We start from the raw sequence: 15,476 nt of genomic DNA on the forward strand, positions 1-15,476 counted from the left end.
GCGCTCAGCAGCACGCTCAGCAACAACGGAAAGAGGAGGCGCCGCGAGGCAATGCTCAAGCGACAAAGATGTACAGCGACATTCAAGGGACAGCCTCGGTTATGATGAACCCGTGGAGGATTCTCGACCCGCCGAGCCGGCGTGGCAATGCTGACATGTTGCTCGAGGCAGCGTCGGTTTGCCGAACCGAGGCGTTTGAGACGATATTTCGACCTTTAACAGGTACCCGATCATGATGTCTGCTCGATTTTCACTGCTGTCTGCCGCCCTGATGCTGGCCGTTCTGAACGCTGACGCTTCGGCCGCCGAGCCGATGAGCCAGGCCGAGCGGAAGGCCATCGAGTCCCGCATCGCCGACCTGAAGGAGGAGATGAGTGCCTTGCAGCGACAATTGGCCGATGCCGACGGCGAGCGCCCTCAGGATGCCGCTCTCAGCGAGACAATCCCCGCACAGCAACTGACCGACGCGGTGGATGAGCGACGCCAGCTTGAGCGCGAATCGGCACAGAACCCCTTCGCTATTACCACCCATCGGCGTAACTACTGGTTCCCACTGAGCTACAACGCCAGCCCGAACAACGAAGCCTTCCAGAACGTCAGCGAGCGTGACGCACTCGACCGGGCAGAAATGAAGTTCCAGTTCAGCGCCAAGTTCAACCTGGTGGAGGACCTGTTCGGCGACTATGGCGGCGATCTGCATTTCGCCTATACCCAGCGCAGCTGGTGGCAGGCCTTCAACACGGATGCCTCATCGCCCTTTCGCGAGACCAACTACGAACCGGAAGTCTTCCTCGACTTCGAGAACCACATGTCACTGCTGGGCTGGACCAACACCAACAATCGCCTGGCCTTAAACCACCACTCCAACGGCCGCTCCGACCCGCTGTCACGCAGCTGGAACCGACTGATCCTCGAGTCGACCCTGGTCAACGATGACTGGGCGCTGATCCTGGCGCCCCACTGGCGCATCCCCGAGTCGAAGGAGGACGATGACAACCCTGACATCCACAAGTATCTGGGTTACGGCGACATTACCCTGGCCCATCGCTTCAACGGCGACAACGAGCTCAGCCTGATGCTGCGTGGCTATCCCAGCGACGGCAACATGGGGACCCAGGTGGACTACTCCGTGCCCCTTTTTGGTAGCATTCGTGGCCACCTGCAGTACTACTACGGATACGGCGAGAGCCTGATCGACTACGACGAGCGCAGCCATCGCCTGAGCCTGGGATTCAGCCTCAACCCACTGTTTCCGGGCGCAGTCTGGAGTGCCAACCCTGACCCAATTCAAGGCCAAGTGCATTGAAGTCACCTCGCTGACTGCTATGCTGAGCGTGTCATTCACCGTCACAGGAAGACCCCGATGGCCAGTCATGCCCCCCGCACCAGCGAATCTACCCAGCAGCTCAAGGAAGACCTGCACAATCTCAGCCAGACCGTCGAGGAACTGGTCAACGCGACCGCCGATGACTCCCGCAGCAACATCAAGGAGCTGCGAGACCGCGCCGAGAAGCGCCTGAAGGATACCCGCGAGCGCCTGGAGGCCCGCGGAGAACGCATCTATGGCGAAGCCCGCGACAACGTCACCCAGCAAGCCGATGCCTGCGACCGCTATGTCCATGACAACCCCTGGACCAGCATCGGCATCGGCGCCGCGGTCGGGGTGGTCGTCGGCATGCTCATCGGGCGTCGCTGATGTCGGCGAGCCAAGGACCGGCTCAACGGCTGTTCGCGGCCGGCAAGCGGCTGCTCGGCAGCCTGCTTGCCATCGGCGAGACGCGCCTGCGCCTCGCCGTGCTCGAACTCGAAGAAGAGCGTGCGCGACTGGTCGGCCTGTTGATGCTCGCCGGGCTGAGCCTGATCCTGCTGATGCTGGGCATCGGCGTGCTGACAACCCTGGTGATCGTCGCCTTCTGGGAGACACACCGCCTGACGGCTATTGGCTTGAGCGCTCTGGTGCTGTTGAGCAGCGGCATCCTGCTCGCCCTGAGAGTGATGCACCTGGCCCGCCGCCGCACCCTGCTGGCCGGCACCCTGCGCCACCTGGCGAGCGACCGCGATCTGGTGGAGGCGTCTCGTGAATCGCACTGAGCGCCGGGCCCGCAAAGCCGAGCTCGAACACGCTATCGAGCAGCAGCGCATCGACCTGCTGGTCGCCGCCAGCCGCTGGCGGTCGGAGAGCCGCTCCATCGACCGGGGGTGGAAGTTCCTGATGCGCTACAAGGTCCCGCTGATGGCCGTGGGCGGCGTGCTGCTCTACCGGGGCGCACGACGCCCCGGCGGCGTGTCGCGCCTGGCAGGCCGCCTGGCGACCGGCGCACTGCTCGTCAAGCGGGCTCGAGTCTTGTTGCGTTGATCGGGGTAGCCTGACCCGTGGGCCACCCCGCTACATCACCTGGCGGCTGTCACTGCCCGGAGGAATCCTGCCATGTCCCTTGCCATCACGCTGCATATACTGGCCGCCACGATCTGGGTCGGTGGCATGTTCTTCGCCTGGATGATCCTGCGGCCGGTGGCCGTTGACCTGCTCGAGCCTCCCCAGCGCCTGACCCTCTGGTATCACGCCTTCCAGCGCTTCTTTCCCTGGGTCTGGGCCGCCGTGATCGTGCTGCTGGTGACAGGACTGTGGATGCTTTTCGGCGTGTTTGGCGGCATGGGCGGCGCCGGCCTCCACGTCCACCTGATGCTGGTGTCGGGGCTGGCGATGATGGCGCTCTTCCTGCACATCTGGTTCGCGCCCTACCCGCGACTGGGCAAGGCCATCGCCGCCGAGAACTGGTCCGCGGGGGGAAAGCAGCTGGGGCAGATCCGCCGACTGATCGGAATCAATCTGATTCTCGGGCTGGCCACCGTGGCGGTGGCTTCCGCGGGTCGCTATCTCTGACCGCACTCCCCGCTCGCCCCGTAACACGGCGCAAAAGCCAGGGTTAAAAAGCCAAGGCTAGAGCGCATTGCCGCAGGCCACACCGGACGCCCAGGCCCACTGGAAATTGTGGCCGCCAAGCTCCCCCGTGACGTCCAGCACCTCACCGATAAAGCGCAGTTGCTGCAGCCCCTGGACCGAAAAGTCCTTCGATGAAATCGCTGAGGTATCCACGCCCCCCATGGTCACCTCGGCAGTCCGCCAGCCTTCCGTGCCGGCGGGCTTGACCTGCCAGGCCTTGAGGCTTTCGGTCCAGGCCTCAAAGTGGGCATTAGCGTATTCGGCAAGCACCCTGTCGTCGCCTTGCCACTCGACCAGCGCCTGAGCCAGGCGCTTCGGCAGCCGCTCCCCCAGCCAGGTGGAAAACCGACGCTTGGGCGTCGCGCGTCGGGCACGACACAGCGCCTCGAAGGCATCGAGGCCCGGCAACAGGTCGATAGAGAGGGTGTCGCCGGGCTGCCAGACACTGGAGATCTGCAGCATGGCCGGCCCCGAGAGCCCGCGATGGGTGAAGAGCAGGGGCTCTCGGTAGGTTCTCTCGCGACAGGTTACCGCTACCTCGCAGCTGACCCCGGCCAGTGCCTCGGCCCGCGCCTTCCACTGGGAGGTCAGGGTGAAGGGCACCAGCGCGGCCCGCGTCTCGGTGATCGCCAGCCCGAACTGCCGAGCGATATCGTAGCCAAACCCGCTGGCCCCCATGGTGGGAATCGACAGTCCTCCGGTGGCCACCACCAGAGCCCCGCAGTCGATGCCCCCCAGCGATGTCGCCAGCCGCATGCCCTCCCCGCGCCGCTCGACGCCCTCGACGACGGTCTTCAGGCGCACCTCCACCCCTGCCCAGTCACACTCGGTGAGCAATACCCGCAGGATCTCCTTCGAGGAGTCGGCGCAAAACAGCTGGCCCGGCGTCTTTTCCACGTACTCAACCCCGTGGCGCTCCACCAGTTCGACGAAGTGCTCGGGGCGATAGCGCTTGAGCGCAGAGATGCAGAAGGCAGGATTCTCGGAATAGAAGTTCGCCGGCCCCGACGCCAGATGGGTAAAGTTGCAGCGCCCGCCGCCGGACATCAGGATCTTCTTGCCCGCCTTGTTGGCATGGTCGACCACCAGCACCCGCCGGCCCGCATAGCCGGCCGTCAGGGCACACATCAGGCCGGCGGCGCCGGCACCGATCACCACCACATCGTAAGTCACGATCTTGCTCCCCCGCGCCGCATCGATCCTGGCGGCGCATTCTAGCAGCCCCTGGATGCCTCGCCGAGCGGCGTCGCGAGATCAGCGATCCGCCTGGCCGATTCCCTATTCCTGTACATGTCTTGTACAGTTACGCTTATGGGGAACGCTTCTACATTGTTGTCACACTCTTTCCGCTATGGCGGGTTAGGCTTCAGGAAAGCCTGACACACCGGGCGACTGCCCGCTCACCGAGACGATCGACCACACCCATGACTGCATCGCGACCCCGCCTACTCCTGCTGCTCGGCCTGGCAGCCTTGCTGTGTTCATCTCCGCTGGCCGCCCAGCAGCCCACGGCGGTGATCGCCGCCCGCGCCGGCCTGGTGGCCTGGTCCGACCCCCTCGAGGCCCTGGGCACCCTGCACGCCGACGAGAGCGTGACGCTCTCGGCTACCGTCACCGACACCATCCGCGAGCTGAACTTCCGCGATGGCGACAGCGTGGAGGCCAACCAGCTGCTGGTGCGCCTGGCCGATGATGAAGCCCAGGCCGACCTGCGGGCCGCCCAGGCGCTGCGTGACGAGCGCCGCAATGCGGTCAACCGCCTGGCGCAGCTGCAGAATCGCAACCTGGCGCCACGGGCCGACGTGGAGGATGCCCGGGCGCGGCTGCGCCAGGCCGAGGCAGAGATCCAGGCGCTGGAGGCCAGGCTGGCCGACTACCGCATCCGGGCCCCCTTCGACGGCGTGGTGGGCTTTCGCAATGTCAGCGTGGGTGCCCTCGTCTCGCCGGGTACGGAGCTTGTCACCCTGGACAAGCTGGACATCATGAAGCTCGACTTCACCTTGCCCGAGCTCGCCCTGGGCGAGCTCTCCCCCGGGCTGCCGCTCACCGCCACCAGCGCGGCCTATCCCGACGCGACCTTCGACGGGGAAGTCGCCACCATCGGCGCCCGGGTCGACCCGGTAAGCCGCAGCGTCACAGTGCGCGCCGAGCTCGACAATCCTGATCACCGCCTGCGCCCCGGCATGCTGATGCGCGTGGTGGTCAAGCGCGCCCCACGCGAAGCCCTGGTGATTCCGGAGTCGGCGCTGATCCCCCAGGGGGAGCGCCAGTTCGTGTTGGTACTGGACGAAACGGACCAGTATCGGGTCGAGCGACGCCAATTGATGATCGGTGCCCGCCGTGAGGGCGAGGTGGAAGTGCTTGACGGGCTCGAGGCCGATGAGCTGGTGGTCGCCCACGGCACCGAGCGCGTCCGCGATGGCCAGCCGACTCGCCTGCTGGGCGTCCTTGACGACGACACCAGCGTTCCCGAGCTGCTGCGCCGCGGGCGTGACGCGGCGGAGGACAACGGCTGATGCGCCTCTCCGACGTTTCCGTCCAGCGCCCGGTGCTGGCGGTGGTACTGGCGGCGCTGATCGTGGCCTTCGGGCTTCTCGCCCTGCAGCGCCTGCCGCTGCAGGAGTACCCCTCCATCGACCCGCCGGTGGTCGGCATCGACACCCGCTATCCCGGCGCCTCGGCCAGCGTGGTCGAGACCCGTATCACCCAGGTACTGGAGGACCGCATCTCCGGCGTCTCCGGCATCGAGGTGATCTCCTCCTCCAGCCAGGACGGCCGCTCAAGCATCAACGTCGAATTCGGCCTGGACATGGACATCGATGCCGCGGCCAACGACATCCGCGACCGCATCTCGGGCTCCCTGGACAACCTGCCCGAAGAGGCCGAGCCGCCGGAGGTACAGAAGGCCGACTCCAGCTCCGACGTGGTGATCTGGCTCTCGCTCTCCGGCGAGGGATTCTCCATGGCCGAGCTCACCGACTATGCCAACCGCTTTCTGGTCGACCGTTTCTCGGTACTGCCCGGTGTCTCCCAGGTCAGGATCGGCGGGGGGCGCGAGTACGCCATGCGGGTGTGGCTGGATGCCGATGCCCTGGCCGCCCGAGACCTGACCGTCGGCGACGTGGCGGACACCCTGCGCAGCGAGAACGTGGAACTGCCCGGCGGGGCCATCGAGTCAAGGGATCGACAGTTCATTGTGCGCCTGCCACGCAACTTCGCCACTCCGGCGGATTTCCGCGGCCTGGTGCTCGACCAGGGCAGTGACGGCTACCTGGTGCGCCTGGGCGATGTGGCGCGGGTGGAAATCGGTGCCGTGGAGGAGCGCACCATCTTCCGCGGCAACGGCACGCCGATGGTGGGGCTGGGCATGATGAAGCAGTCAACCGCCAACGTGCTGGAGATCTCCAAGGGGGTCAAGGCCGAGATGGCGCGCGTGCAGGCCGGCCTGCCGGACGGCATGTCGCTGTCGCTGAACTTCGACTCCTCGGTGTTCGTTTCCGGCGCCATTTCCCAGGTGGTGCAGACCCTGTTCATCGCCATGGGCCTGGTGGTGGTGGCGATCTTCCTGTTCCTCGGCAACCTGCGCACCACGCTGATCCCGGCGGTCACGGTCCCCATCGCACTGATCGGCACCTTCGCCGCCCTGGCCGTGATGGGCTTCACCATCAACCTGCTGACCCTGCTGGCGCTGGTACTGGCCATCGGGCTGATCGTCGACGACGCCATCGTGGTGCTGGAGAATATCCACCGACGCATGCACGACCACGGCGAGACCCCGCTGGTCGCTGCCTTCCGCGGCACCCGCCAGATCGCCTTCGCGGTCATCGCCACCACCCTGGTGCTGATCGCGGTGTTCGTGCCGTTGAGCTTCCTGCAGGGCGACATCGGCCGGCTGTTCTCGGAATTCGCCCTGACGCTGGCCTCGGCGGTGGCCCTCTCCAGCCTGCTGGCGCTGACCCTGACGCCGATGATGGCCTCCAAGATCCTCAAGGCCGACATGCACGAGGGGCGCCTGGCTCACGGCGTACAGTGGGTGCTGGAGCACTCGCGCTGCGTCTATGGTCGGCTGCTCGAGCGAGTGCTCAAGTTGCGCCTGCTGGTGCTGGCCCTGTTCCTCGGCATCATCGGCGGCATGTTATGGCTGAACGGCGAGTTGCCCAACGAATACACCCCCCGTGAGGATCGCGGCAACTTCTGGGTGCTGGTCAACGGCCCACCCGGCGCCACCTACGACTACATGCTCGATTACATGGACGAGATCGAGGCGCGGCTGCTGCCCATGGTGGACGACGGAGAGATCGAGCGGGTGGTGGTCCGCGCGCCACGCGGCTGGGGCAATATCGAGAATTTCAACAGCGGCTTCGTGATCGTCAATCTGGCCGACTGGGGCAGCCGTCGTTCGGCCTGGGCGATCATGGACGAGATTCGCCAGACGCTCAGCGACCTGCCCGGCGTGCGTGCCTTTCCGGTGATGCGCCAGGGCTTCGGGTCCAGCGTCGAGAAGCCCGTGCAGTTCGTGCTGGGGGGCGGCACCTATGAGCAGCTGGCCGAGTGGCGCGACACCCTGATGGCACACATCCGCGACGACAATCCGCGGCTGACCGGCCTGGACAGCGACTACGAGGAGAACCAGCCCCAGCTTCGCGTGGATATCGACTACACCCGCGCCGCTGCCCTGGGCGTCACCATCACGGAGATCGGCCGCACCCTGGAAACCCTGCTGGGTGGGCGCAGCGTGACGCGTTACGTGGACGACGGCGAAGAGTACGACGTGATTCTCGAGGGCGAGCCCGGTGCCCGCCCCAGCCCCTCCGCCCTGGAGAATATCCGGGTGCGCTCGCAGCGCAGCGGCGAGCTGATTCCTCTGGGCAACCTGGTAACCCTCACCGACTTCGCCGGGCCCAGTACGCTCAATCGCTTCAACCGCATCCGCGCCGTCACCCTGCAGGCCGACCTGGAAAGCGGCTATCCGCTCGGCGAGGCATTGGCGTACCTGGAGGCTACGGTTGACGAAATCCTGCCTCCCGAGGCCCAGACCGACCTCAAGGGGGCCTCCCGGGACTACCAGGAAGCCAGCGGGGCCACCGCTTTCCTGCTGGGGCTGGGCATCCTGGTGGTGTTCCTGGTGCTGGCCGGACAGTTCGAGAGCTTCGTGCACCCCTTCGTGATCATGCTCACCGTGCCCCTGGCCATCTGCGGTGCCCTGCTGGGGCTCTACCTCACCGGCCAGTCGCTGAATATCTACAGCCAGGTGGGGCTGGTGATGCTGGTGGGGCTCGCCGCCAAGAACGGCATCCTGATCGTGGAGTTCGCCAACCAGCTGCGCGACCAGGGCGTGGCCTTCCACGAGGCCCTGGTCGAGGCCGCCGTGACCCGCCTGCGCCCCATCGTGATGACCGCGGTGACCACCATGGCAGGCGCCGTCCCGCTGATCGTCTCCAGCGGCGCCGGCGCCGAGACCCGGCTGGTGATCGGCACCGTGATCCTCTGCGGCCTGGCGGCGGCCACCCTCTTCACGCTCTTCGTGGTGCCGGTGGCCTACGACCTGCTGGCGCGGCGCACCGGCTCACCGGGCGACGTGGCCCGACGCCTGGAGCGGGAGATGGGTGAGACGCCCGCCGGCTATTGAACCGGTAAGCGCCAAAACGACAAAGGCCACCCCGCGGGGTGGCCTTTGTCGATGGCGACGGGACGATGCGTCAGCATTCGCCGAGACGCCGCCCCTCCATGCGCGTGATCATGTTGATCTCGCCTGCGGCCGAGTCGACCAGGATGTCGACGTTGCCCTCGACGCGATCGCCGAGGAAGTCCATGCGGCCGACGATATTGGCCTCTCCGCCCTCGGCCCGGCAGACCATGCGGTAGTCCAGGCCGTCGACCGTGACCTCGTGCTCGAGCAGCTCGCAGCCCTGCTCCTCCTCGATGAAGCTGAACTCTTCGTCGTCAATATCGCCCTGGGCGATGCACTCCTGATGGGTCTCGGTCTGGTCGGGGATCGGCAGGTCACTGCGCACGGAGGTGGTGCTGATGAACTCCCACTGGCCCGGCTCGATGTTCGGGGACTCGGCAACGGCCGCCAGCGGCAGCGCCATCAGCAGGCCGGCAAGAAGGGGACGGAACGACATGCGGGAACTCTCCCTGATGATGGATGGTATGCCACGCCCTCGGCATGAGGCCCAGCATAGCCCAATCGACGCCCGTCCCCCAATGCGGCCCCGGTCGGGACAGGCGATGGCGGGAGTCCAGTACCCCAAGTCGAGGCGGAAGCTGCCGACGGTCGAGTCGCCTCACAGCATCTGCGGCAGGAACTGGCCGCGCCGGTCGATGATCTTGCCGGCGACCATGAAGACACCGTCACCCGTGTAGTGCAGCGTTTCGGGATAGGCGGGCGTCGCCCGGGCACGAGCCGCCACCACCTCCCAGATGAAGAAGTCATGGCGGTCGACCAGGCTGTCATCGACGAGCCGGCACTCGAAGTGGGCATGGCACTCCTCGATCAGGGGCACCTCCACGGCTGTCGCTTGCGACGCGGTCAGGCCGAAATGGTTGAACTTGTCGAGCTCGGCGCCGCTACTGTTGCCGATGCCGATCACCTCATCGATCAAGGCCGTGGTCGGCAAGTTGATGACGCACTGCCCGCTCCGGCGCACCAGCTCGAAGCTGTGATTGCCGGAGGAGATGACGCAGCCGACCAGGGAAGGCGAGAAAGCCATTACGGTGTGCCAGCCCAGGGTCATGATGTTGGATTCGCCCTGCCAGGCCGAGGAGACCAGCACAATGGGGCCAGGCTCGAGATAGCGGCGCACCCGCTCCAGCGGCATGGCAAGCATCTCGACATCGTCACGCATCGGTTTCTCCCCTCGAAGTGGAAACGAAAGCTGAGGCCCCGGTGCCCTTTTCCGCAGCCCTCCCCCGCTATAGTGCTACAGTCTGGCCACCATGGGACGCCCCTGCCAGCGACAGCCGCTTGCGCTGGATGACCGTCACGTCCTGCTGCGCAACCTGGGCGATGGCCTGACCCCAGATCGGCGAACTCGCGCGCTATCACCGCGTCGCTGTCGTCACCGGCCGCGCCTGATTCTGCCCCAGGCACCTTCCTCTCCAGCCTCGCCGGACAGGACAAGGGCATTGCACGACACGCCTTTAGCTGGACAATGGCGAGCTCTCTTCCCCCTCCCGCTCTCACGCAATAGCAAGGTCATGGCTCATGCAACCCGATCAGCGCACGCTTCTCGCCTCCGCCATCGTGCTCGCGACGGGGGTGCTCTGGGGAGTCTACTGGCTGCCGGTTCGCGCCCTGGGGGAGATGGGGCTGACGGGGGCCTGGGGGACGTCCGCCATCACCGCGGCCACGGTGGCGATTCTCCTGCCCGCGGCCATTCGAGAGCGCCGTCAACTGGCTCGCACCCCGCCCGTGGTCCTGATCTCGGTTGTCCTGGGTGGCGCGGCTTTCGCGCTCTATTCGATCGGTTTCCTCTACGGACGGGTCGCGATCATCATCCTGCTGTGGTTTCTCAGCCCGGTGTGGAGCACGCTGATTGGCCGCTACCTGATGGGATGGCCCACGCCCGGCCTGCGCATCATCGCCATTGTGCTTGGCCTAGCGGGACTGGCCATCATGCTGGGCGCCGACGGCACGCTCCCGCTGCCCCGGGGAGCAGGAGAGTGGATGTCGTTGATGGGCGGCATCCTCTGGTCATTCTCCACCACCGGCATCCGCGCCAGATCCACCCTCACGGCCCTGCCCGCCACCTTCGTCTTCGCTCTCGGCGCAGCCGTGACGGCCCTCGTCCTTGCGCCGACGCTTGAGCCGCTGCCGAGCCTCACCTCACCTCAGGTCATCACGATGACGGGGCTGGCACTGCTGACGGGGGGCCTATGGTGGGGCCTGTCCCTCGTGGGGTTGATGTGGGCGGCAGTCCGGCTGGAGCCCGCACGCGTCAGCATCCTGCTGATGACGGAGGTGCTGGTGGGGGCGGTCTCCGCGGCGCTGTTCGCCGATGAGACCCTGACCGGGGTCGAGATGGCAGGGGGTGCCGTCGTGCTCATTGCAGGCCTGCTTGAGGTCCTTCCCGTGCGAACGACGAGAACGGCATGAGGCATCGATGAAGGGCTAGCTACTCACACATGAAAAAAGAAAAAGCCGCTGATTTCTCAGCGGCTTATTCGGCATTCGTGGCGGAGAGGGAGGGATTCGAACCCTCGAAGCCTTTCGACTTACGCGCTTTCCAGGCGCGCTCCTTCGACCACTCGGACACCTCTCCACATTGTGCTTCTCTCGCTTGGGCACGTGGCCTTTTGCTCAAGAACGGCGCATATACTATCGACTTAAGTGCCCGAATGCAAGCCGTTTTCCCTGTATCGCGCGCTCAGCCGTCGGGCAGCACCGCATAGTCGCCGCGGGCTTCCAGGCAGAGGGTGTCACCGCACCAGAGGCGCTGGACGAGGGCGATGCGACCCTTACCGCGCTGCGCCAGCCGTTCGGCAAGGGCCTCGGGGCCGCCGGCTGCTTCGGGCTCGCAGGTCAGGCGATAGTCGCCGGTCACCGGTGCCAGAAAGCGCTGGCTGGCCTCGGCCACCACCACATCCCGGGCGAGCCCATGACGGCGCAGCCAGAGGGTGGTCCAGCACCAGCCCAGCAGCGTGGTCTGGGCGGCAAGCGCCCCACCGAAACCGGTGCCCTTGTCATTCAGGCTGGGTGTGAGCGACAGCGACCAGGCCAGGCCGTCGCCATCGCGAGTCATTTCGCGGATGCCCAGCGCGGGGACCATGGGGATCGCCTCGCCCAGCCAGGCAAGGAAGGCGGCCATGTCGTCCTCGCTGTCGGCAGCGGGCAACGGCGGGCGGGGGTGGGGAACGCCGATCTCTCGCATGGTCAATCCCAGCGCTCCACGAAGGCTTCGATGTCGTGCTCCGGTGTAGGCTTGTGGCGTCCCCCCAGAGTTCCGAGGTAGAGGAAGGCTACCACTTCGTCGTCCTCGGCAAGCCCCAGCCCCTTGTGCACCGTGGGATCGAAGGCGTACTTGCCACTGCGCCACATGGCGCCAAGCCCCTGGGCGTGGGCGGCGAGCAGGATACCGTGGGCGGCGCAGCCGGCGGAGATCACCTGCTCGATCTTTGGCACCTTGGGGATGTCGGGCGTGACCTTGGCGATCACCGCGATGATCATCGGCGCACGCCGCGGCTTCTTGCGCGCGGCGTCTAAAGCTGCGTCGCCCACGTGGGGGTCTTCGCGGAACTCCGCCTCGGCAAACAGCTCGCCGAGGCGCGAAAGGCCCTCGCCGGAGAACTCAATGAAGCGCCAGGGGCGCAGTTCCTTGTGATCTGGCGCGCGCAGGGCCGCGCGGTAGATCGCCTCAAGCTGCTCGGGGCTCGGCGGCGGGCCCATCAGCTTACCCATGGAGCTGCGTTCGTGCAGCAGCGTCAGCGCGTCCATTGAGTGCCTCCCTTGGCGGCGGTCAGACGAGAATACTTCTCGACACTTTACCAGCTGACCGATCGACTGTCGTGCCGACCGCTACTGCCTGGCCAAGCGCAGCGGCTCCGGCGGACGCTCGCCCGGCGTGGCCCGCCAGGGGCTGATATCCAGCCCGCCGCGGCGCACATAGCGGGCCAGCACCAGCAGTCGCTCAGGCTGACAGCGGGTCATCAGGTCCTGGAAGATGTGCTCCACACAGTGCTCATGGAAGTCCTGATGCTGGCGATAGCCGATCAGGTAGCGCAGTAGCCCCTCGCGATCGATCCGCGGGCCTCGATAGCGGATCAGCACACTGCCCCAGTCGGGCTGGCCGGTGACCGGGCAGTTGGACTTGAGCAGATGCGAATGCAGCGTCTCCTCGACGGTCGCCTCTCCCACCGCCAAGTGCTCCTCGCTGGGCGTATAGTCCGTGACCTCGATGTCCAGATCATCCAGGCAGTCACCGGGCAGGTGGCGCGGCGTGAGCGCCTCGTGATCGACGTCGAACAGCTCGACGACTACCGGTGCCCCGGCTGCTTCGCCCAGGTCGTGCTCCAGGGTGTCGATGACCGACTGACGGCTCTCGAAGCAGGTCTGGTTGAAGCCGTTCAGGTAGAGCTTCCAGGACTTCGACTCGATCAGATTCGGCGATTCCGCTGGCAGGCGGAAGCGCGCCACCGCCACGATAGGCTTGCCGCGGGCGTTGAGCCAGGAGACCTCAAAGGCGTGCCATTCGTCCTCGCCGACAAAGGGCAAGGCGCCCTCCTCCAGTCCCAGGGGCGCGCGATTGGCGGCGCGCGGAATGGGATAGAGCAGCCCGGCGTCATAGTTCTCGGGGTAGGCGGCCTCGCGCCCCAGGGGGGCATGCGCCAGGGTATCGGGTCGATGGTGTGACATGTCAGCTCCTGATGCCCTTGCCGCGCTCCAGCATCCACAGGGCCACGCCAAAGAGCACGCTGATGAAGGCCAGGATGGCCGCCAGCGCCCAGCCCACGGGGATGTCGGAAACACCCAAGAAGCCGTAGCGGAAGACGTTGACCATATAGAGGATGGGGTTGAGCATCGACACGCCCTGCCAGAAGGCCGGCAGCAGCGAGATCGAGTAGAAGACCCCGCCGAGGTAGGTCAGCGGCGTCAGCACGAAGGTCGGCACGATGGAGATGTCGTCGAACTTCTTGCCCAGCAGGGCGTTGATGAAGCCGCCAATGGCGAACAGCGCCGCGGTCAGTACCACCACGACGACCGTCAGCAGCGGGTGTGCCACCTCGATGCGGGTGAAGAACAGCGACACCCCGGTCACGATCAGGCCCACGCCGAGGCCGCGGGCCATGCCGCCTGCCACGAAGCCGGTAAGGATCACCCAGTTGGGCATCGGCGAGACCATCATCTCCTCGATGGAACGCTGGAACTTGTTCGAGAAGAAGCTCGAAGCCACGTTGGAGTAGCTGTTGGTGATCACCGCCATCATGATCAGCCCCGGGACGATGAAGTCCATGTAGCTGTAGCCATCCATCTCGCCGATCCGCGAGCCGATCAGGTTGCCGAAGATGATGAAGTACATGGTCATGGTGATCGACGGCGGCAGCAGGGTCTGCGGCCAGATCCGCGTGAAGCGCTTGATCTCCTTGTGCACCAGGGTCCAGAGGGCGATGGCGATCTGCGTCGGGCTCATGCGCGTGCCTCCGCTGCGTCGGCCGCCGCCTTGTCGCTGTTGCCCTGCTCCACCATGGAGACGAACATCTCCTCGAGCCGGTTGGCGCGGTTGCGCATCGACATTACCTGCAGCCCCTGAGCACTGAGCGCCTCGAAGACATCGTTGAGGCGCTGACCGCGGTGCACCACTACCGCCAGCTGAGCGGCATCGACACGATTCACTTCGAAACCTTCCACTTCGGGCGCGGCCTCGACGGGGTGCGCCAGGTCGAGCAGGAAGGTCTCGGTATCGAGTTCGGCGAGCAGGTCACGCACGCTGGTGTCACGAATGATCTCGCCGTGGTTGATGATCCCCACGTTGCGGCACAGGCTCTCGGCTTCCTCGAGATAGTGGGTGGTGAGGATGATGGTGGTGCCCTCGTCGCGATTGATGCGGCGCATGTACTCCCACATGCTGCGGCGCAGCTCGATGTCCACACCGGCGGTGGGCTCGTCGAGGATCAGCAGCTTGGGCCGATGCATCAGCGCCCGGGCAATCATCAGCCGACGCTTCATGCCGCCGGAGAGCATCCGCGCGCTGCCGTTGCGCTTGTCCCACAGGCCCAGGTCGCGCAGCAGTTCCTCGGCCCGGGGCAGCGCCTCGCGACGCGACATGCCGTAATAGCCGGCCTGAGCCAGCACGATGTCGATGACCTTCTCGAACTGGTTGAAGTTGAACTCCTGGGGCACCACGCCGAGATGATACTTGGCCCGGGCGAAGTCGCGGTCGATATCGATACCGAAGATCGAGACCTGGCCAGCGGTCTTCTGCACCAGCGAGCAGACCACCCCCAGGGTGGTCGATTTACCCGCGCCGTTGGGGCCTAGCAGGGCATAGAAGTCGCCCTCGGCGACGTCGAGGTCGATGCCTTTCAAGGCATGGAAGCCATTGCCATAGACCTTGCTCAGGCCACGGATGGACAGTGCCGGTTCGGCCATGTGCGATCCCGTCAGAGAGGAGTGAATGTTGTCGCGCAAAACCGGAGAGATGGGGGGTGACCGCTGAAACTTCAAGGTTGGCCGTGCCCAGCCGGTGAAGCAGGCAGGAGCATGCTGACTCGGATCTCACCCGACGAAGTGAAACCGGCATGGGTAGACTGTTGCCGAAGAAGGTAGGGCGTGCAGGCGAGATGGCGTCCCATAGGGGGTTCGAACCCCTGTTACCGCCGTGAAAGGGCGGTGTCCTAGGCCACTAGACGAATGGGACGCAAAGGAGATTCGAGATGCAGCGGGAAACGAGATTCGACTGGGCCGACACATCGGATCGTGACCCGAGCCTTGGCTCGATACCACTTGTTCAAGCTTGGAGCGGGAAACGAGATTCGACCGGGCTGGCGTTCCAGCTCGTGAGCCGAGCCTTGGCCTGATCAAATATGCTACCCA

The 15,476-nt window shown here is 65.7% G+C and carries 16 protein-coding genes and 2 tRNA genes; 8 read left to right on the forward strand and 10 right to left on the reverse strand.

What is annotated here, in order from left to right:
- Positions 1–232: 232 nt before the first annotated feature.
- The 5 genes from FHR95_RS03090 to FHR95_RS03110 all read left to right on the forward strand — a co-directional run bounded on the left by FHR95_RS03090 (position 233) and on the right by FHR95_RS03110 (position 2,884).
- Entirely contained in the window at positions 233–1,306 is a 1,074-nt protein-coding gene (locus FHR95_RS03090) for a phospholipase A (RefSeq protein WP_425485255.1), read from the forward strand.
- 57 nt (positions 1,307–1,363) lie between these two features.
- Positions 1,364–1,696: an ElaB/YgaM/YqjD family protein gene (locus FHR95_RS03095; RefSeq protein WP_040186047.1), complete on the forward strand. Its 333-nt coding sequence runs from the start codon at positions 1,364–1,366 to the stop codon at positions 1,694–1,696.
- Positions 1,696–2,091, forward strand: a complete 396-nt coding sequence (locus FHR95_RS03100) for a phage holin family protein (RefSeq protein ID WP_040186046.1) — start codon at positions 1,696–1,698, stop codon at positions 2,089–2,091. Before FHR95_RS03095 ends, FHR95_RS03100 begins: the two co-directional genes overlap by 1 nt.
- Complete coding sequence (locus tag FHR95_RS03105) at positions 2,078–2,356, forward strand: YqjK family protein (RefSeq protein WP_183313299.1); 279 nt, start codon at positions 2,078–2,080, stop codon at positions 2,354–2,356. The genes FHR95_RS03100 and FHR95_RS03105 overlap by 14 nt, the downstream gene beginning before the upstream one ends.
- Before the next feature lie 72 nt (positions 2,357–2,428).
- The gene (locus tag FHR95_RS03110) at positions 2,429–2,884 is read left to right on the forward strand and encodes a CopD family protein (RefSeq protein ID WP_183313300.1); all 456 of its coding nucleotides are present in this window, start codon (positions 2,429–2,431) and stop codon (positions 2,882–2,884) included.
- 57 nt (positions 2,885–2,941) lie between these two features.
- On the opposite strand, the gene FHR95_RS03115 is transcribed toward FHR95_RS03110, so the two are convergent.
- Complete coding sequence (locus tag FHR95_RS03115; protein ID WP_183313301.1) at positions 2,942–4,117, reverse strand: aminoacetone oxidase family FAD-binding enzyme; 1,176 nt, start codon at positions 4,115–4,117, stop codon at positions 2,942–2,944.
- A 251-nt stretch (positions 4,118–4,368) separates the two neighbouring features.
- On the opposite strand from FHR95_RS03115, the gene FHR95_RS03120 reads away from it, so the two are divergent.
- Positions 4,369–5,460, forward strand: coding sequence for an efflux RND transporter periplasmic adaptor subunit (locus FHR95_RS03120; protein WP_183313302.1), 1,092 nt, complete (start codon positions 4,369–4,371; stop codon positions 5,458–5,460).
- Positions 5,460–8,573 (forward strand): efflux RND transporter permease subunit, encoded by a 3,114-nt coding sequence (locus FHR95_RS03125; RefSeq protein WP_183313303.1) that lies wholly within the window; start codon positions 5,460–5,462, stop codon positions 8,571–8,573. Before FHR95_RS03120 ends, FHR95_RS03125 begins: the two co-directional genes overlap by 1 nt.
- A gap of 70 nt (positions 8,574–8,643) precedes the next feature.
- Here FHR95_RS03125 and FHR95_RS03130 read toward each other — a convergent pair whose 3' ends face one another.
- Together FHR95_RS03130 and FHR95_RS03135 are read right to left on the reverse strand one after the other, a co-directional pair.
- Positions 8,644–9,069 (reverse strand): DUF3617 domain-containing protein, encoded by a 426-nt coding sequence (locus FHR95_RS03130; RefSeq protein WP_183313304.1) that lies wholly within the window; start codon positions 9,067–9,069, stop codon positions 8,644–8,646.
- A 162-nt stretch (positions 9,070–9,231) separates the two neighbouring features.
- A complete protein-coding gene (locus tag FHR95_RS03135) occupies positions 9,232–9,792 on the reverse strand; it encodes a flavin reductase family protein (protein ID WP_183313305.1) in 561 nt (186 codons plus the stop codon).
- A gap of 359 nt (positions 9,793–10,151) precedes the next feature.
- On the opposite strand from FHR95_RS03135, the gene FHR95_RS03140 reads away from it, so the two are divergent.
- A complete protein-coding gene (locus FHR95_RS03140) occupies positions 10,152–11,042 on the forward strand; it encodes a DMT family transporter (RefSeq protein ID WP_183313306.1) in 891 nt (296 codons plus the stop codon).
- Positions 11,043–11,120: 78 nt separating this feature from the next.
- Here the strand turns inward: FHR95_RS03140 and FHR95_RS03145 are convergent.
- The 7 genes from FHR95_RS03145 to FHR95_RS03175 form a co-directional block, all read right to left on the reverse strand.
- Positions 11,121–11,208, reverse strand: a tRNA-Ser gene (locus FHR95_RS03145).
- A gap of 105 nt (positions 11,209–11,313) precedes the next feature.
- A complete protein-coding gene (locus tag FHR95_RS03150) occupies positions 11,314–11,817 on the reverse strand; it encodes a YiiD C-terminal domain-containing protein (protein WP_183313307.1) in 504 nt (167 codons plus the stop codon).
- A gap of 2 nt (positions 11,818–11,819) precedes the next feature.
- The gene (locus FHR95_RS03155; RefSeq protein ID WP_040186021.1) at positions 11,820–12,380 is read right to left on the reverse strand and encodes a nitroreductase family protein; all 561 of its coding nucleotides are present in this window, start codon (positions 12,378–12,380) and stop codon (positions 11,820–11,822) included.
- An 81-nt stretch (positions 12,381–12,461) separates the two neighbouring features.
- The gene (gene queF / locus FHR95_RS03160; RefSeq protein ID WP_183313308.1) at positions 12,462–13,298 is read right to left on the reverse strand and encodes an NADPH-dependent 7-cyano-7-deazaguanine reductase QueF; all 837 of its coding nucleotides are present in this window, start codon (positions 13,296–13,298) and stop codon (positions 12,462–12,464) included.
- A gap of 1 nt (position 13,299) precedes the next feature.
- Positions 13,300–14,073, reverse strand: a complete 774-nt coding sequence (locus FHR95_RS03165; RefSeq protein ID WP_040186019.1) for an ABC transporter permease — start codon at positions 14,071–14,073, stop codon at positions 13,300–13,302.
- On the reverse strand, positions 14,070–15,032 hold the full coding sequence (locus FHR95_RS03170) for an ABC transporter ATP-binding protein (protein WP_040186018.1): 963 nt from the start codon (positions 15,030–15,032) through the stop codon (positions 14,070–14,072). The genes FHR95_RS03165 and FHR95_RS03170 overlap by 4 nt, the downstream gene beginning before the upstream one ends.
- A 192-nt stretch (positions 15,033–15,224) precedes the next feature.
- Positions 15,225–15,300: transfer RNA gene (locus FHR95_RS03175), tRNA-Glu, on the reverse strand.
- Between the last annotated feature and the right edge of the window lie 176 nt (positions 15,301–15,476).

This window comes from Halomonas fontilapidosi, from assembly GCF_014192285.1.
Lineage (GTDB): Bacteria > Pseudomonadota > Gammaproteobacteria > Pseudomonadales > Halomonadaceae > Halomonas > Halomonas fontilapidosi.